Below are 17,056 nucleotides of genomic sequence, written 5' to 3'. Positions count from 1 at the left end.
AAAAGCAAAAGCCCCGACTTTGCGTCGAGGCTTTTACGGTAACCGGGTACTGAGCACTGTTTCTAAAAATGTTGCGGCTTAATCCTGATTCGGGCCGTACTGCTGTTCGTATTATTGTTCGGATTCGGATCTGTTACGTCCGGCGTCACTGTAGCTGTTCCCATAACGGTCCTTCCCAGCAACGGCGTTACCACGATTGTGACAGTTGCTGTTTGACCGTTGGACATACTCCCCAGGTTGCAGTTTACCGGTTCTGCGGCAACGCAGCTTCCCAACGTAGAGCTGGCCGATACCAGGTATTGCGCTCCGGTAAAGGTCTGTTGAAACGTTACATTTGCGCTGCTGGGCCCGTGATTGGTCACAGTAGCCACAAAAATCAATTTGCCGCCGAATGCCGCCGGATCAGGATGATGTGTCAAACTCACCGCAAGATCCGCCCCGCCAACAGTCAAGTTTGCCGTGTTGCTGGTAGCGCCCGTGCCGCCGTTGGTGGATGTGACCGTGCTGGTGGTATTAGGTATGTTGTTGCCCAACAGTGTTCCCGTTACATTCACCGTAAACGTACATGTGCCGTTGCTGGTCAGAGCTAATGCAGAGAGGCTGATGCTGGTGCTTCCTGCAACCGCCGTAACCGATCCCGCATTGGTGACCGCTCCCGCCACCGTCAGGCAACTGCCTGTCAGTCCATTGGGTGTGGCGACGACAATCCCGCTCTGCAGGTTGTCGGTAAACCCTATCCCGGTCAGAGTGTCGGGATTGGCCGCGGGATTAGTCAAGGTGAAGGTCAGAGTAGTCGTCCCGTTTTGAGCTATGCTGCCCGCGCCGAAAGCTTTGGCCACCGTGGGCGGTCCATCCACATTCAGCGAGGCCATGCCATTTGTACCCGTGCCACCCTCAATCGAGGTCGCCGCGCTTGTGGTGTTGTTCTGTGTTCCCACGGCTGTGCCGGTCACGTTGACCACGATATTGCAGGAGGTGGAAGGCGCCAACGTTCCGCCCGACAGGCTGATGACGCTGGTTCCCTGCGTAGCGGTAACGGTGCCGCCGCAGTTGCTCGTCAGCCCATTGGGTGTAGAGATGATCAAGCCCCCGGGCAACGGATCGCTGAAGGAGATGCCCGTCAGCGTGGTGGTTGCATTGATCGTGCTCAGCGAGAAGGTCAGTGAAGTCGTGCCGTTCAGCGGAATGCTGGCTGTGCCAAACGACTTCATGAGAACCGGCGGATACACCACCGTAACCGAAGCATTCGACGTGTTGCCCGTCCCGCCCTCGTTCGATGTTACCTGAACGCTGTTGTTCTTCACTCCTGCCGAAACGCCCAATATATTCAAGGTAACCGAGCAACTGCTGTTGGCAGGCAGTGTTGCGCCCGAGAGCGTGATCACGGTCGTTCCCGCGTTGGCCGTGGCCGTTCCGCCGCAGGTGTTGTTTAGGTTGGGCGGATTGCCGTCAAACAATCCCGAAGGCAGGTTATCGGTGAAGGCGATACCGGTCAGCGCTGCCGTAGTGTTCGGATTGTTGATATTGAATGTCAGTGAGACGGTGCCGCTCTTAGGCACGGTGCTTGCGCCAAAAGACTTCGTGATGACCGGTGGCGCAGCCACAGTCAGATTGGCCGTGTTGCTGGCGGGGCCAGTTGCACCGATGCCGCCGGTAGTCGAAGTGATCGCGCCGCCGCCGGAGACCAAATTGCTGTAGTTGCCGGCAACCGCTCCCGTTACCGTCACACTAAAAACGCACTGGCTGTTTTGGTTGACGGTCGCGCCCGCGAGGTGGATGGTCGTGGGATTGGTCGTAGTCAACGTTCCGCCGCACTGGCTCGCGCCGCCATTGCTGGCCACCGTGAGCCCCGCAGGCAGCGTGTCGGTGAAGGCAACCCCGTTCAGAGCAGTCGTATTCGCCGCCGGATTGGTAATGGTGAACTGCAACGAAGTCGTCGCACTCAGCGCAATGGTAGTGGGATTGAACGCGAGGCTGAGCGTCGGCGGGGCTATTACGTTGATGGTAGCTGACGCGGTTCCGCCTGTTCCGCCTTCGGTTGAGGTCACGTTGCCGGTAGTGTTGTTCTGGTCCCCGCCAGCGATGCCGAGCACGTTGACTGAGAAGGTGCATCCGGTGCTGGCCGCCAGCGATGCCCCCGACAGGCTGATCACGTTGGTGTTCTGCGTGGCGGTAATTGTGCCACCGCCGCAAGAGCCGCTCAGGCCATTGGGTGTGTTGATGACCAGGCCCGCGGGCAGCGTATCGCTGAAGCCGACGCCGGTCAACGGCGTGCCGCTATTCGGATTGTTAATAGTAAAGGTCAGTGTGGCCGTACCTGTCACCGCAATCCTGGGTGCGCCAAATGCCTTGCTGATGGTCGGCGGTGCTACTACGGTCAGTACCGCGGTGTTGCTGGTCGTGCCCGCTCCGCTTTCCGTTGCGGTCACAGCGCCAGTGGTATTGCTCTTCGTCCCGCTCGTAGTTCCGGTTACGTTGAGCGTGATGGTGCATGAACTGTTGCCGGCCAGCGTTCCACCGCTCAGGCTTACCGAAGAAGAACCCGCTACGGCTGTGGCCGTCCCACTGCAACCATTGTTGTTCAGATTGTTTGGCGTTGCCACAATCAGACCTGCGGGCAAGTTGTCGGTGAACGCCACTCCGCTCAACGCAACGCCGCTGGTTGGGTTCGTAATGGTGAGAGTTAAGGAAGTTGAACCATTCAGCGGAATTGTGGACGCGCCAAAAGCCTTGCTGATAGTCGGCGGCGCAGCCACACCCAGGCTGGCTGCTGCTGTGTTGCCCGGGCCAGCCTCGTTTGAAGTCACAGCTCCGCTGACGTTGTTCTTTAGTCCCGGGGTAGTGCCTGTGACGTTCACCGCCAGCGTGCAGGAGGCGCCACCCGTAAGCGAGACTCCACTCAGCGATACGCTTCCCGATCCGGCGACCGCCGTGGGGGTTCCGCCGCATGTGTTGCTCAATCCATTCGGTGTAGCCACTACAAGGTTGGCCGGGAATGTGTCGGTGAAGCCCATTCCCGACAGACCTGAACCTGCACCCGCCACGTTGCCGTTACTCAGGGTGAAAGTAAGCGTGCTTGTGCCATTCACCGCAACCGTAGTCGGTGAAAATGCTTTACCGATTGTGGGCGGCACCAGCAGAAAGATGGTGGCTGTCCCTGTCCCGCCGTTCCCGCCGTTCGTTGAGGTAACAGCGTTCGTCGTGTTGGTGATTGTTCCCGAGAACCCCGGATTGTTCCCTGTCACGTTCACCGTGAACGTGCAAGAGCTGCTGGCGGCCAGTCCCAGCCCCGACAGCGAAAGGCTGGATTGTCCGCTGGTTGCCGTGACAATACCGGCATTGGTCACGCCTCCAGCTACAGTGAGGCAAGTACCGGTAAGACCATTCGGAGTAGAGATAGCCAAGTTGGTCAGCACCGGGTCTGTGAAGCCGATCCCGGTCAAAGTGGTGGAGGTATTCGGGTTGCTGAGGGTAAAGGTCAGCGTAGTTGTCCCGGTGTCCAACATGCTGGGAACTCCGAACGCCTCGCCGATTGTCGGCGGCCCCACCACGGTCACGTTCGCGAGCGACGTATTCCCCGTGCCGCCATTGTTCGAGTTGATCGTAACGCTGTTACTCTGCAATCCCGGCGCTATGCCGGTCACGTTTCCTGACACGTTGCACGATGCCCCCGCAGCCAAAATTCCGCCCGAGATCACGATGGTGGTGCTGTTTGTACCGCTAAATGAAGCGCCGCATGTGTTGCTGAAGCTGCCGACGGCTACTGACAGGCCTGCCGGCATGGTATCGGTGAATCCGATTCCGTTCAGCGCAGTGCCGCCGTTGGGATTGTTAATCGTAAACGTCAGCGAGACGCTCTGGTTCAGCGCAACCGTCGGCGCACCAAATGCTTTGGTGATGCTCGGCGGCCCGACAACTGTAAGATTCGCCGTGTTACTGGTCCCGCCTGTTCCGCCTTCGGTTGAAGTCACCGCGCTGGTCGTGTTGGACTTTGCCCCGGCGGTCGTACCGGTCACATTCACCGAGAACGTGCATCCAGTGCTCGCCGCCAGCGTCGCTCCAGACAAGCTGACGCTGCTCGATGCAGCAGTCGCAGTAATCGTTCCGCCTCCACAGGAACCGGTCAGGCCATTGGGCGTGGCTACCACGAGGCCGGTAGGCAGGGTGTCAGTGAAACCAATTCCACTCAACGAGTTGCTCGCGTTGGGATTGTTGATCGTGAAGCTCAGCGAAGTTGAGCCATTCAACGGAACCGTGGCCGCGCCAAACGATTTGCTGATCGTCGGCGGTGCAATCACCGTAACGCTGGCCGAGGCCGTCAGGCCCGCGCCACTCTCAGTAGCAGTCACATTGCCGGTTGTGTTGTTCTTTGCCCCGGCAGTCGTGCCCGTCACGTTCACTGAGAACGTGCACCCGGTGCTCGCCCCGAGCGTTGCTCCCGCTAGGCTGACAGAGCCTGAGCCTGCTGTCGCCGTAATCGTTCCACCGCCGCATGAACCGGTAAGCCCATTGGGCGTTGAAACCACCAAGCCTGCAGGCAGTGTGTCACTGAAGGAGACTCCCGTAAGGGAACTACCCGCATTCGGATTGTTGATGGTAAAGCTCAGAGAAGTCGTTCCATTCAACGGAATGGTCAACGCCCCGAACGATTTGCTGATGGTCGGTGCGGCGGCGACCGTCAGGTTCGCCGTGGCCGTTCCGCCCGTTCCGCCATTGGTTGAGGTCACGTTGCCCGTCGTATTAGTGTAGCTGCCGGCAACTGCACCGGTCACCGTCACTCCGAAGGTGCATTGGCTGTTTACTGCGATCGTCCCGCTCGAGAGCGCGATCGTCCGAGGTGCAGTTGTAGTCACAGTCCCGCCGCTGCAATTGCCGAACGTGCCGTTGGCCACGGTAAGCCCCACAGGCAGAGTGTCGCTGAACGCGACTCCAGTGAGTGCATCGGGGTTAGCAGCAGGATTGGTGACAGTGAACGTAAGCAACGAAGTCGCATTCACAGCAATCGTGGTTGGATTAAAGGCCTTGCCGAGCGTTGGAGGCCCGTCCACGTTCAGGCTGGCCGATGCCGTGGCGCCCGTGCCCCCCTCGGTTGAACTTACGGCTCCAGTGGTATTGCTTTTCACACCGGCGGTCGTCCCCGTCACATTGACTGAGAATGTGCACCCGGTGCTCGCCGCAAGGGTTGCGCTCGCCAGGCTAACGCTGCTTGATGCAGCAGTCGCCGTAATCGTTCCCCCGCCGCAGGAACCGGTTAGGCCGTTAGGCGTGGCCACAACCAGGCCAGTAGGTAGTGTGTCGCCGAATCCGATCCCGCTCAGCGACGTGCTCGCATTGGGATTGTTGATCGTAAAGCTCAGCGAAGTTGAGCCGTTCAATGGAATACTCGCCGCGCCGAATGATTTGCTGATGGTTGGCGGCAGTATGGTGACGCTGGCAATCTCCCATAGGCCGCGGCCGTGAGTGGCCGCCCGCAATATGTGATTTGTGCTCTGGATGGCGATATCGAATACTGCTACACGTGGAAGGCCGGTGCCGTAAGGGCTCCAGCTAGCTCCGCCATCGGCGGAGTGATACACGCCAATATCTGTGCCTACAAAAAGTGAATTGGAGTTGGTTGGGTCAATCACGATTGAGTTCGTGGGCACATCAGGAATCCCGCTTCCTGAAGCCGTCCACGTCGGAGTCGCATTATTAAGATTGGTGGTTTTCCACACATGTTGGTTTGCGGCCAAGCCATAGTCGTCAAGAGTGACATACGCAGTGTTTACGTTATTAGGATCGATCACCGCGCGGGCTACATAGTGTGCCGGGATCGCGCCGGTGACGTCCGTCAAAGTTGAGGAGCCGGTGGTGGTGGCAAAGACCTTTCCGTTTCTCAGGCCCACAATACGGACGTTGTCATTCTGCGGCGAGATGCCAATGGTGCTGATCGGTACAGTGCTGACAATTGGCGCTTGGCTGACAACAGTATTGTTGGTCCCGATATTCGCCGAACGATACAAACGATCACTGCCGTAATAGACGGTATTCGGAGTTCCCGGTCCCACCGCCATAGGTGCATAAAACAGAACTGCATCCGCGCACGTAATCCCATTGAAAGAAACGTTGCCATTGCATCCGGAAAAATTCCAGTTGCCTTCGGTGGCATTAGCCGTACCAGTCACGTGGGCATAACCGATCAAATTGTTGGATTGATTGAAGTATGTGTGATACATCGTGACATTGGTCGTATCTACGGCGCTCTGGTCAATCAGTGCGTAGCCGCCGTCGCCAAAGTCTGCCCGCGTCCAGCTTGCATCCGGCTTTTTAAATTCCGTGCCGTTATCTTGCGTTCCTCCAATCATGAATTGGCGGTCTGTTGGGTGCAATGCCAGGCTTTGAAATTGCGTGGCGCTGAAGCCGCTGGTATTAATGCTGGTCCAGGTATTGCCACCATCGGCTGAGCGCCAAATACCTCCGTCATTTCCTTCATACATGACGGTAAAGTCTGAGGGAGCATAAACGATCACATGAGTGTCGGCATGTAGTGTGCCATTGGGAATCGTGAACGACGTACCGCCATTGATGGTCTTCTTAAGACTTGCTGCCCCGGGGTTTGAGCTTCCTGCCGATCCACCGACAAAAAATGTATTGGCATCATCCGGTTTGATGGCCAGTGGCGCATCGTAGAAACACTGTCCTCCGCAGAATCCATTCGCGGCGGCGACAGCAGCGCCCCAGGTAGCACCGCCATCAGTCGAAATTCTTAACGTGCCTGTCGCCCCGCCGCCATCGCCGCTACCGGCGAGCACGGTTACTGTTGAGCCCACTTTGTTAATCGCAAACTTCATGGTGATTGCATTTAAAACCAACGTTTGCGTGAAGGTCGGAGTTGCCGCCAAGGCGTTAGTGGTGCGGTAATAACCACCATCGCCAGCAACAGCATTGCCGAAAACGGCTGTTACCAGGTTGTTAGGATTGCCTGGCTCCATTGCGATATCTGTAATACTGCGATTGCTGCTCACAGTAGCTACAGTAAGTTGAGTAAACGTAACCGATCCCGCTGCGCCTGCCGCGTTTGTAGAACGATAAAGACCACGGGACGGAAGAACAGAGAATGGGCTTCCGCTGAGGCCAGAAATACCAGAAGTTGACGATACAAAGATCGTGTTGGGGTCAGTAGGGTGAACCAGAATTTGTGAGATCGCTCGCCCAGTAAATATGTCATTGCTTCCGCCGTCTTTATTGAGAGGTCCAACCAACACCGGGCTGGTATCAGCGTTGTCAATGCGGTACACGCCTACGCCGAAGAAACTATCAGCGGAGAAGTTACCCTCACCGGTTCCCACATAAATCGTAGAAGGTTGGGAGGGAGCAATAGCAATTGCGCCTACGGCCAGCGACAACGCACTATCCATTAATTGCGTCCACGTTGTTCCTCCATTCAGAGAGCGATAGACTCCGCCCTGCGCTGCGCCAACATAAATGATGTTGGGATTGGTCGGATGCACCGCAATCGCCGTAACCCGTCCGCTGACTGCAACTTCGGTCGGTGTCGTTTGCCCATTGGGGATTGGGAACGGACCGAGCTCTGTCCAACTGGGGGGTGAAAAAGGTGGAATAGATCCCGCAGGTCCTGTGCCGGAGCGTCGCGCGAGCTCATCTCGCATCGTCTGTTCCTGCTGCTCTAAAGTATGGATCGCATTGACGCGTACATTGGGATCGGGAGGGTTCGCCGGATCAATTCCGCGTAATCGTCCAATGTACTCACTGCGTAGCTGTAGGTATGTTTGCTTATCTAGTTTGCCTTGCAGAAAGGCAGGCATGTCAGGGTCGTTGTCTTCATCCTGCGGGCTTGCATCTCCCCCTGAGGCCCCCGCCTCCCGCTCTGCTGTCTGCGGTGCCGCTGGCGTGGTTTTGTTCCCAGAGGTCCCGGAACCAGCCTGGAGCGTGGTCCCAAATCCGAAAATAAGGATTGTCAAAATTAGAAAACTAGCTGTTCGGGAGCGGATTATTGTAAACATTGACCCCACACTCACTTTCCTCGATTGAGAACATAAGGCGCACCATCGCCCTATTTAGGACTCACGTTTCATGGTGTTGTTTGCCCACCTGAAGACCACTATCTTCCTCGAACCTACATAAGTCGTTGTACTGCATTTTTGTGGATATCCACCATAGCTCTCCACTCGGCGCTTTGTACGAACCGGTATATTCTTCTACAAAAGTCGTTTAACCAGACCTGTTTTAAAAGCCGAATTTCAGCAAACGAGGGAGGAAATACATAGATATAGATATAGGGGGAATAAACTCGAACTTTAACCGAGAACCTCGAAAATATCAATCGGAAAATTCCACTGAAGGAGCGGACGAAGTACATGGAATGAGCGAACGTGATCGCTAAAAGCAAAGCCCCAACTCTGCGTCGAGGCTTTTGCGATAACTGAGTACTGGGTACCGAGTACCGAGTGCTGCTCTTAGAACCTTTGCGGCCTGAACCTGACTCGTGCCGTACTGCTGGCTGTGTTGTTATTCGGATTCGAATCAGTTACGTCTGGTGCTACTGAGGCTGTTCCAACTACGTTCCTTCCCAACTGCGGCGTTACTACAATTGTGACCTGTCTGGACTCGCCGTTGCCCATGGCTGACAATGTGCAGCTTACCGGTTCTGTTATTCCACACGTTCCTGTTCCGGTAGTTACGGCGGCCGAGTTCACGTAGTGTGCCCCTATAAAGTTCTCCGCAAAACTCACGTTGGCGGTTTGTGGACCGTGATTGGTTACGGTGGCAACGAAAACCAGTTTGCCGCCAAAGGTCGCCGGATCAGGATGATGGGCCAGCGTTACGGAAATATCCGCTACACCTACATTGATGTTGGCAGAAGCCGTGTTACCGGTGCCCCCATTGGTTGAGGTCACCGCGCCCGTGGTGTTGGTGTAGTTGCCGGGGGTGTTGCTGGTCACGTTGACTGCGAACGTGCACGAGCTATTGATGGCCAGGGTTGCGCCCGACAGGCTTACCGAGCCCGATCCTTGTGTAGCCGTGATGGTTCCACCTCCACATGATCCGATCAGTCCATTGGGTGTTGCTACCAGAATTCCCACCGGCAGAGAGTCCGTGAAAGCAACTCCCGTGAGTGCTGCCGTGTTGGCCGCGGGGTTGGTGATGGTGAAGGTTAACTGGGTCGTCCCGCCTGGGGCGATGGCGCCAGCTATAAAAGTTTTGTTAATGGAGGGTGGCGCCACCACTTTGAGAGTGGCCGAAGCTGTCCCGCCTGCCCCGCCTTCCGTGGAGGTGATGTTGCCTGTGGTGTTGTTTTGATCTCCAGCCGCTGTGCCGGTTACGTTCACAGAGAACGTGCACGAGGCGCTCGCCCCGAGCGTTGCTGCCGACAGACTAATGACGTTGGTTCCTTGCGCAGCAGTAATCGTTCCACCGCCGCAACTCCCGGCTAAACCGTTGGGCGTTGAGATGACCAAGCCTGCCGGCAGCGTGTCACTGAAGCCGATACCGCTCAGTGAAGAACTGGCGTTCGGATTGTGGATCGTGAAGCTGAGCGAAGTTGATCCATTCCGCGCAATACTGGCTGCCCCGAAAGTTTTGCTGATCGTTGGCGGCTGACTAATGGCGCCGCAGGAAGGGAATTTGAAAGAAGCAATCCCTGTGGCCCAGTTGAATTCACCGGTGGAGGGTATGTATTCGGTTGTATACCAAAAAGTGCAGTCATCATTGGGATCAATACGCATGGCACTGTAATCGCCCCAGCGCGTGAGTCCCCGGGGGCCACTCTGCGACCCATTTCCGCTGAAGATGGTTGATTCGCCTTGCGTCATTTGGCCGGCTGCATCTCCGGCAAGGCGTCCTGTCCAGGCAATTCCGGGATGCAATGTACCTGATGAAACGCTGAATCCCAGTCCCATATTGCCCTTCTGGTCCATGGCGATGCCGCCCATCCAGCGGAAGCTTGTGTTAGGGGCATACGTACCTTGTTGAAAGAGTGAGAGGTTACCACTCGCAACCCGCAACTCATACCAGCGAGCGCCTGTGCTGCTTCCTGCCGTCACCGAATGGTTCACCACCAGGGCTTCATGGTCTCCAAAGTTCCGATAGGCAAGGCGATACATCATACGGTCGGCCAGGGAATCCAACTGTTGCGATGTTCCCGATTGCGGAATGCATGTGCCTCCGCTACAGGCCGCAGTATAAGTGGCAACAGTCAAAGCTGTGGGTCCAGTAAGAGTTGAATTACCGGGAGTGGTCCAATCCACATGAAATTTCCAGAACGCCAGGTCGTTATTGCTCACGCCCAAGGCCAGCAGGTAGTTGGGAGAACCTGCCGGTGGCAGTCTGGAGCCATCAAGATCTGCTGGCAACACGCCGCCATAGCTGCTACTGGTGTTGAAGCATTGCTGTGTGGCAGCCAGTCCCGCCAGCATTTTGGCGCGGTCGAGGGCGCAGATCTTGGTCCCGGCAAAAGTGCTGCCGTTGGCGAAGATGTTATAAGTGATGTAATAGGCATCCGGCCAAACGCCCAGCTTGGGGTAATCATTGAAATCAGTGCCGTAGTTGAATGAATACCGGTTATAAGAACCGGTCGGATCCGGGCTTGTCGAGACAGCTATACATTCCGAATCTGGCGAGCCAGAAACCGAAAACTGAGTAATGACCCAGCGGTCAGCAATCGAGTCATACTGCACGACAGGATCGCCGTCGTTGTTGGTCTGACAACCACCTCCAAAGCCCGACCAAAGCGTGTTAATTGCGACAGGTCCAAAGAGGACTGTCCCGGTTTTATTGAAAACGGCAAAGTCAGTATTAACAATCTGCACGATGCGGGTGGGTCCCACAGCCATATTGGTATCCGGCGGTGCGCCTGAAACGGTAAATGCACCTGCTGGCCCGGAGAATCCTTGGCCAATGCCAATGAAGCTGGCTATTGTAGTGGGCATTAAGCGCTGTGGAGCATAGGAGCGCTGCAGAGCACCGTCGGTCACTCCTGCCACCGGCGCAGGACGCGGAATCCGGCGGACAGGCTCCGCTTCGGCTTCCGTCCTGGGCACGATCACCGGCTTGATATCGCGCAAAGGTGGCGATACATCGAATTGCAAAGTCGGAATTACCTGGGGATGGGTTTGTACAGTTTGTGCCCATGCGGCGTGATTCAACAAGAACATCCCACAGAGAGTGTGAACGAAAAAGACAACCAGCTTCTTCACTGAGATGGCGCCTTCCTCGTTGAGGATCGTAGGCCGTTGCAATTGCTGATGAAAAGAGCTTGGATGTTGGTCTTGATCGGCCGTGTGCATATTGTGTGACTTCTCCACTTGGATCTCATACGGGCTGGGGTTCTTCCTGCGAGGATGCTGTAACCCAGCCGGGTTGATCACCCAGTTCCCATACACGAGGGAAATATCTTTAAAATGTAAGGGGGAATGTAACACTCTATCCGAGCACCCTGGAAATATCAATCGCAAGATACTATTTGAAGATAGTTAAAGTCGCGATATTGTGCGCAGTTCATTGGTGTTTTAAGTCTGTCATCCTGAGCCGCAGGCGAAGGATCCCGAGGATGTGTTCATTACAATGCCGCAGCAAGGCATTCTCTCATGGATTTCGGCGACGGTTCTTGGGGGTAGGGGTGTCTATCCCTAGTCCGATCCGCGCTGATCCGCGTCCATCCGCGGCGAAAAAACTGCGTGACAAGCCCGCAGCTTTCGTTTAGCTTGTTGTTTCCCCGGCAATATCATTCAAGGAGCCGACTATGGTTTCGCGCCGCATTGTTCTGTTTTGGGCCCTCGTTTTTGTAGTCCTGATCTGCACCACAATCGTCGCCGCACAGGCGCCCAGTTCGCAGTCTACTGTCACCGGCACGTTTACCGTAAACGGCAAGACCGTGCAACTGAAGTATGTGTACGCGCTCATCAAGCCCGATATGTTTCAAAAAGAAAAAGACGAGCTTTTTGTCGTGCTGAGCGACGTTCCCGTTGCCGACGACCAGCTGCGCGATCCGTTCGGCCTGTTCGATCCCGCCAAGGCGGGCACGCTGCACGCCATCGAGGTCGAATTCGACGATGAGGCTCAGCCTAACCAAGGCGAGCTCTTCAATAACAATTTCAAAGACGCTGCCAACGTCTCGGTCAGCGGCATGCACAAATTCGTTCCCCGGCACTTCGAGGCCGGAAAGCTGATCGCCGGCAAGCTCTATGTCGAGCCACAATCCAGCTTCGGGGATGAGGAGAAGTGGGTGTACTCAGCCACCTTCAGCGCGCCTATTATTCCCAAACCCGTTGAAAAGCGCGCCGCGCTGGATAGCCCTCCGGCACTCGCCGTCCAGGCGTTCATCCGCGCCATTGCCACCAAAAACAAAGAAGCCATCAAGAAGACCATCATGCCCAACATGGCCGCTGATCTGGATGGTCCTCAGGGCGCGGCGATGCTCCAAATGCTGCCCACGATGTTTGACTCGAAGCTGAAGATCACCAAAGTGGTCATGCACGGCGACGACAAAGCCGAAGTCACGCTCCAGCACAAGCAGCCAGGCGCAAGCGACACCACCATCATGACAACCACGAAGTTGAACGGTGAGTGGCGCGTGTCAAAATAGTGAAGAAGGCTCTCGAATTTTCGCCCACGTCGAAAAATCCGAACCCTGAAACTCGAAACTGCTCTACGGACAGGTGAGTTGCGCGCTTGCACTGACAGCCGGCGACATGGCGCCCGGTCCTGCTGAGTTCGTGGATGCCTGCGCCATGACGGTCACCGTGCCCTTAGCTCCTATCATGCACTGGGCCATGCCGTTCTGATTAATCGTTGCGACGTTCATGTCAGAGACGCTCCAACTGCCGGAGAACGGTGCGACGAAGGTCACCGCAGCCGGTGAGGGCGGCCTGCTGAAAGTTCCCATGGCTGTGAACTGCACCTGGCCCATGGCAAAATTCTGCCCGTCGGCCACGGGAGGAGAGACGGTCATCATCTGCAGCACACGATTGGGGTTCATCATCATGGTGTTTGCGCCGCATCCTACAAGTGCAAGCAGAGATAACGCGATGCAGGCTTTGCCGAGAGAATAAGTTCTGAGTTTCGCCATTGTAACCTCCAGTATCAGCGTGACCTCTCCTAAGGGTGGACGACCAGCGCTTTCGTGAAGCGAGGAGAGGTCCGTTCAAAACTCCGCTGAGTATAGTCAAGGTCGCTCGGCCAACTTGTCACGGAATTGTCACAAAATAGTCAATGACTCGATGACGCAATCACTCAATAAACGCGTGGTGTACTTCAATCCGCGTTTTTCATCCAATTGAGTTGCAAGCTGAACAAGCGGCAACTATCATGCCACAATGCGATTGGCAGAATTTTTCCTCCTCTCCACACTTACCGCCTCAGCTTTAGGACAGGCTTCGGGCCAAACTCCTTCAGCGTCGAACGAAGTCGAGACTGTATATCCCGAAGCGCATGCCCTCTATCTGGACATACACCAAAATCCGGAGCTCTCTTCGCATGAAACACAAACCGCTGCGAAGCTGGCGACACGCCTCCGTGGCCTCGGCTATGACGTCACCGAACATGTTGGCGGAACAGGAATCGTCGCGGTCCTCAAAAATGGTCCCGGGCCAACCATCATGCTGCGTACAGAACTGGATGCGCTTCCGGTGGAAGAAAAGACCGGCCTCGCTTACGCCAGCAAAGTGCATGCGAAAGATGATTCCGGACGCGACGTGCCTGTGGCGCATGCCTGCGGACACGACCTGCATATGGCGTCGCTGGTGGCAACCGCCGCGATCATGGCGCACAGCAAAGACACCTGGCATGGAACGCTCATGCTGATTGGCCAGCCGGCTGAAGAGACCATTTCTGGCGCCAGGAACATGATCGAAGATGGCTTCCTCAAGCGTTTCCCAAAACCGGACGTGGCTGTGGCGTTGCACGTCATGAATTTGCTTCCAGCGGGGAAGGTCGGGGTAGTAGCGGGGACCTACGACGCCAATGCCGATTCGCTGCGCGTCACAATCTACGGCAAGGGCGGACACGGCGCATCGCCTCACACCACGGTTGATCCCATTGTGATTGCAGCCCGTACGATACTGGCCTTGCAGACCATTCCTTCACGCGAGGTGAAGCCCGGAGAAATGGTGGTGATCACGGTCGGCTACATCCAGGCAGGCACGAAGAATAACATCATCCCTGACCGGGCCGAGATGGGGCTGACGGTACGCACCTATAAGTCTGACGTTCGCAAGCAGGTGCTCGCAGCCATTGCGCGCATCACCAAGGCCGAAGCCGAAGCTGCGGGCGCGCCGCGAGAGCCGTTGATTGAACACTATGAGTTCACCGATTCGGTGTACAACAATCCCGCGCTGGCCCAGAGTCTCAGGGCCACGCTTGAATCGGCGCTTGGCAAAGAGAATGTTTCAATGGAGGAGCCGATCACAGGCTCGGAAGATTTTTCTTACTTTGTCGAACAGGGCATCCCCGGTTTCTACTTCACTTTGGGAGGAGCCAATCCTGAAAAATACGCGCAGGCAAACGCGGCGGGAACCTCGCTGCCCTCGAACCACTCTCCGCTGTTCGCTCCCGATGTGGATCCCGCACTGCATACCGGCATCGCCGCCGAGGTGGCCGTGCTCCGCGATCTTCTGAACAAATCGGTCGATGATCTGCAGAAGTTGACGCATCAGCAGTGATTACTTAACCGCAGAGGACGCGGAGTAGCGCAGAGAATCATTTATCTGCAGAGCCTTTGCCGGCTTTACTGTAGAGGAATGACAGCAAGCACAGAAGGAGAGAAATAATCATTAACCCGCCGGCTTTGACTAGGACACGATAGGGTCCCGAGATAATTACAAAACCAGACAGTCCTAACACTCCAAACAGGATGACTGTTAATGTGATTCGTCTCATCTTGCATTACCCGCACATTACCCGCACAGATTTCTCCAAGTTCTGTCTAGCCACTCGGATTGTTTTACTTGTTGGAAGAAGAAGAGCCGCTGGGCTGCTGGTAGAGGCCGAGCACGTTGCCTCCGGGATCGCGGAACCTGGCGGTGATCTCGGGCGCATCCGCGCCGACGTCTTGCACGATCTCGCATCCCTGGGCCATGACAGCCTTGATGGTCGCGGCCACGCTATCAACCATAATATAGATGAGCAGACCCGGCGTTGAAGACGGTGGCCGGCCGACCACCCAGGTGCCGCTCACTTGGCCGGTGGTGTCGTCGAATGCGATGTTACCGTCGCCACGCTTCCTGATGTTCCAGCCGAAAACCTTGGTGTAGAAATCAGCCGAACGACGGACGTCGTCAGCGGGCATCTCGATGTAACATATCTTGCCGTTGGCGAGTGTAGGGGGCATCAGGGCTCCTCTCAAAAGTAGCGGTCATTCTAGCACGCGGATTGCCTGGCCTGAATCCTGAGGGCTACTTCTTCTTGCCTGCGTCGCTGTCCTTGGCGCTCAAATACTCGCGTGCTATATCGGCGCCACAGCCATATGCCCGGCACGTATCGCGAGTAGTAGTACCCCCACTACTTTAAGTAGTCGATGCGTGTGCTAACACATGCAAAATCAACGATATACGGCGCATATAAATAACGTTGCAAGTAGTGGTCAAACCGCTTCTTGAATGCGCAACGAAAACACGCGTCCCGGGGCAATTATGGCCTGCAATTCTCTTGGGACGGGCTGTTTGATACCAGGGTGATACCACTCAGTTAACAGTCAGCACTCAATATTCCGAGGTTTACCGCCGCCGATCATGTAAAATCCAGCCAATGCAGGTGAGCCAATATTCAAAGGTTTAGTCCGCGTCTATGTACGTTATAGGCGTGGATTGGCGCCATGCGAACAAGGAGTAGCATGAAAAAATACGCACACAAAGCTCGTGGTCCACACGTCGCCGCTTCGATGCGACTGACTCCGGCAAACCATAAATTTCTGCACAGGGAAGCAGCCAAGATGGGTGTATCGGCAAATTTCTACATCAACCAGTTGCTTAGATTGGACGCAAAAAAGAAAGGGAAGTGAGTCACTCGCGGAATTCAAAAAAGCTAACCACAAAGGACACAAAGGAACAAAGACGGAGGAGTGCCCGCGGTTGGCAACTGCTTTTTCCATATTCCAACCCCAACGGAGGGGCGGGTGATTTAGTATTCTGACGGGTTTGCAGACCATTGCCCTCAATGCGGGTCAGCCAATTGCGTTGCGGGTTGGGCCAATGACAAGCGTGAGCGGGGGGTATGCTTCGCAGCCATGAGCCCGGCAGAGACAACCGCGCGTCCGGTGGGAGTGGTGATCATCGCAATATTCTTGATGGCGCTTTCGGGATTGCCGATTGCATTCACTTTGCTCGGACTGCTGATCGAACTCATCAAGTACGGTCCCGCCGTCTTGTTTAACGGTCCTATGGCCCTGTTTCAACTTTTTGTGATGGCACTGCCCGGTTTGCTAGGCTGGGGACTGTGGAATATGCAAAACAGCGCGCGCGTTTCCTGCTTAATCGTGCTCGCTATTTGCGCAGCCAGCGGAATATTGCTGGTGACGCACTTCGGCGTTGTGTCCTTCATGGCGTTGCTCTATTTCGGATTCCTGCTATGGGGTGGAGCGATTGCGGTCTATCTGACCCGGCCTTCGGTCAAACGCGCCTTCCAGCCGGAAATTGAAGTCATTAACTTTAAGGACCTGTAGCTGATTTCCGCCGCGGATGTATGCGGAATTTCCCAAAGCCGTCTCAAAACAGGAATAAGGCCAGTATGGGAATTTCGGTTGGGGCCACGCAAAAAACTTCTTGCCGCGCTGAGAGCTAAACCCGTAGTATTACTTTCTCTCCGCTATTAATTGAAATTAAATTGCTTTTGACGGTTGGGCTCCTGAGGCATATACATCCTCAGACGATCATGTTTTGTTTTACTGCAAGTGCTGATCAGCGAATGCAACGCAGGGAGCAGCTAACGTCGAAAGCTCGGAGATTCGATTGAACTTATCTGGCCCTTGGGGGCGCCTGCACGATCGGTGATTTTCTGGAGGTGGGAGCATGAAACAGCTCAAGTGGTTCGTTTGGTATGGCTTGGGCGCTTATTTGGCGCTGAG

7 protein-coding genes are annotated in these 17,056 nt (G+C 55.7%); 3 read left to right on the top strand and 4 right to left on the bottom strand.

Going from position 1 to position 17,056, the window contains the following annotated elements; all coding sequences use genetic code 11:
* Positions 1–62: 62 nt before the first annotated feature.
* Positions 63–7,961 (bottom strand): hypothetical protein, encoded by a 7,899-nt coding sequence (locus VK738_16330; protein HTD24227.1) that lies wholly within the window; start codon positions 7,959–7,961, stop codon positions 63–65.
* A gap of 495 nt (positions 7,962–8,456) precedes the next feature.
* A complete protein-coding gene (locus VK738_16325; GenBank protein ID HTD24226.1) occupies positions 8,457–11,285 on the bottom strand; it encodes a hypothetical protein in 2,829 nt (942 codons plus the stop codon).
* A gap of 455 nt (positions 11,286–11,740) precedes the next feature.
* Between VK738_16325 and VK738_16320 the strand changes: the two genes are divergently transcribed.
* Positions 11,741–12,583 (top strand): hypothetical protein, encoded by an 843-nt coding sequence (locus VK738_16320; protein HTD24225.1) that lies wholly within the window; start codon positions 11,741–11,743, stop codon positions 12,581–12,583.
* 63 nt (positions 12,584–12,646) lie between these two features.
* Here VK738_16320 and VK738_16315 read toward each other — a convergent pair whose 3' ends face one another.
* Entirely contained in the window at positions 12,647–13,066 is a 420-nt protein-coding gene (locus VK738_16315) for a hypothetical protein (GenBank protein ID HTD24224.1), read from the bottom strand.
* 247 nt (positions 13,067–13,313) lie between these two features.
* Here VK738_16315 and VK738_16310 point away from each other — a divergent pair, with 247 nt between their 5' ends.
* A complete protein-coding gene (locus VK738_16310) occupies positions 13,314–14,657 on the top strand; it encodes an amidohydrolase (GenBank protein HTD24223.1) in 1,344 nt (447 codons plus the stop codon).
* 281 nt (positions 14,658–14,938) lie between these two features.
* Here VK738_16310 and VK738_16305 read toward each other — a convergent pair whose 3' ends face one another.
* Positions 14,939–15,325 carry a VOC family protein gene (locus VK738_16305; GenBank protein HTD24222.1) on the bottom strand — a complete coding sequence of 129 codons (387 nt, stop codon included), beginning with the start codon at positions 15,323–15,325 and terminating at the stop codon, positions 14,939–14,941.
* A gap of 894 nt (positions 15,326–16,219) precedes the next feature.
* Between VK738_16305 and VK738_16300 the strand changes: the two genes are divergently transcribed.
* Positions 16,220–16,654 (top strand): hypothetical protein, encoded by a 435-nt coding sequence (locus VK738_16300; GenBank protein HTD24221.1) that lies wholly within the window; start codon positions 16,220–16,222, stop codon positions 16,652–16,654.
* Positions 16,655–17,056 lie beyond the last annotated feature (402 nt).

The sequence above is a fragment of the Terriglobales bacterium genome (genome assembly GCA_035487355.1).
In the GTDB taxonomy this organism is placed as follows: Bacteria; Acidobacteriota; Terriglobia; order Terriglobales; family Acidobacteriaceae; genus QIAW01.
Note: the sequence above shows the minus strand (reverse complement) of the source record. Positions and strands in the feature narration are given on the sequence as shown.

Coding starts and splice junctions, on each gene's coding strand:
- VK738_16300 (HTD24221.1), top strand. CDS start 16,220: ATGAGCCCGGCAGAGACAACCGCGCGTCCGGTGGGAGTGGTGATCATC.
- VK738_16305 (HTD24222.1), bottom strand. CDS start 15,325: ATGCCCCCTACACTCGCCAACGGCAAGATATGTTACATCGAGATGCCC.
- VK738_16325 (HTD24226.1), bottom strand. CDS start 11,285: ATGCACACGGCCGATCAAGACCAACATCCAAGCTCTTTTCATCAGCAA.
- VK738_16310 (HTD24223.1), top strand. CDS start 13,314: ATGCGATTGGCAGAATTTTTCCTCCTCTCCACACTTACCGCCTCAGCT.
- VK738_16315 (HTD24224.1), bottom strand. CDS start 13,066: ATGGCGAAACTCAGAACTTATTCTCTCGGCAAAGCCTGCATCGCGTTA.
- VK738_16320 (HTD24225.1), top strand. CDS start 11,741: ATGGTTTCGCGCCGCATTGTTCTGTTTTGGGCCCTCGTTTTTGTAGTC.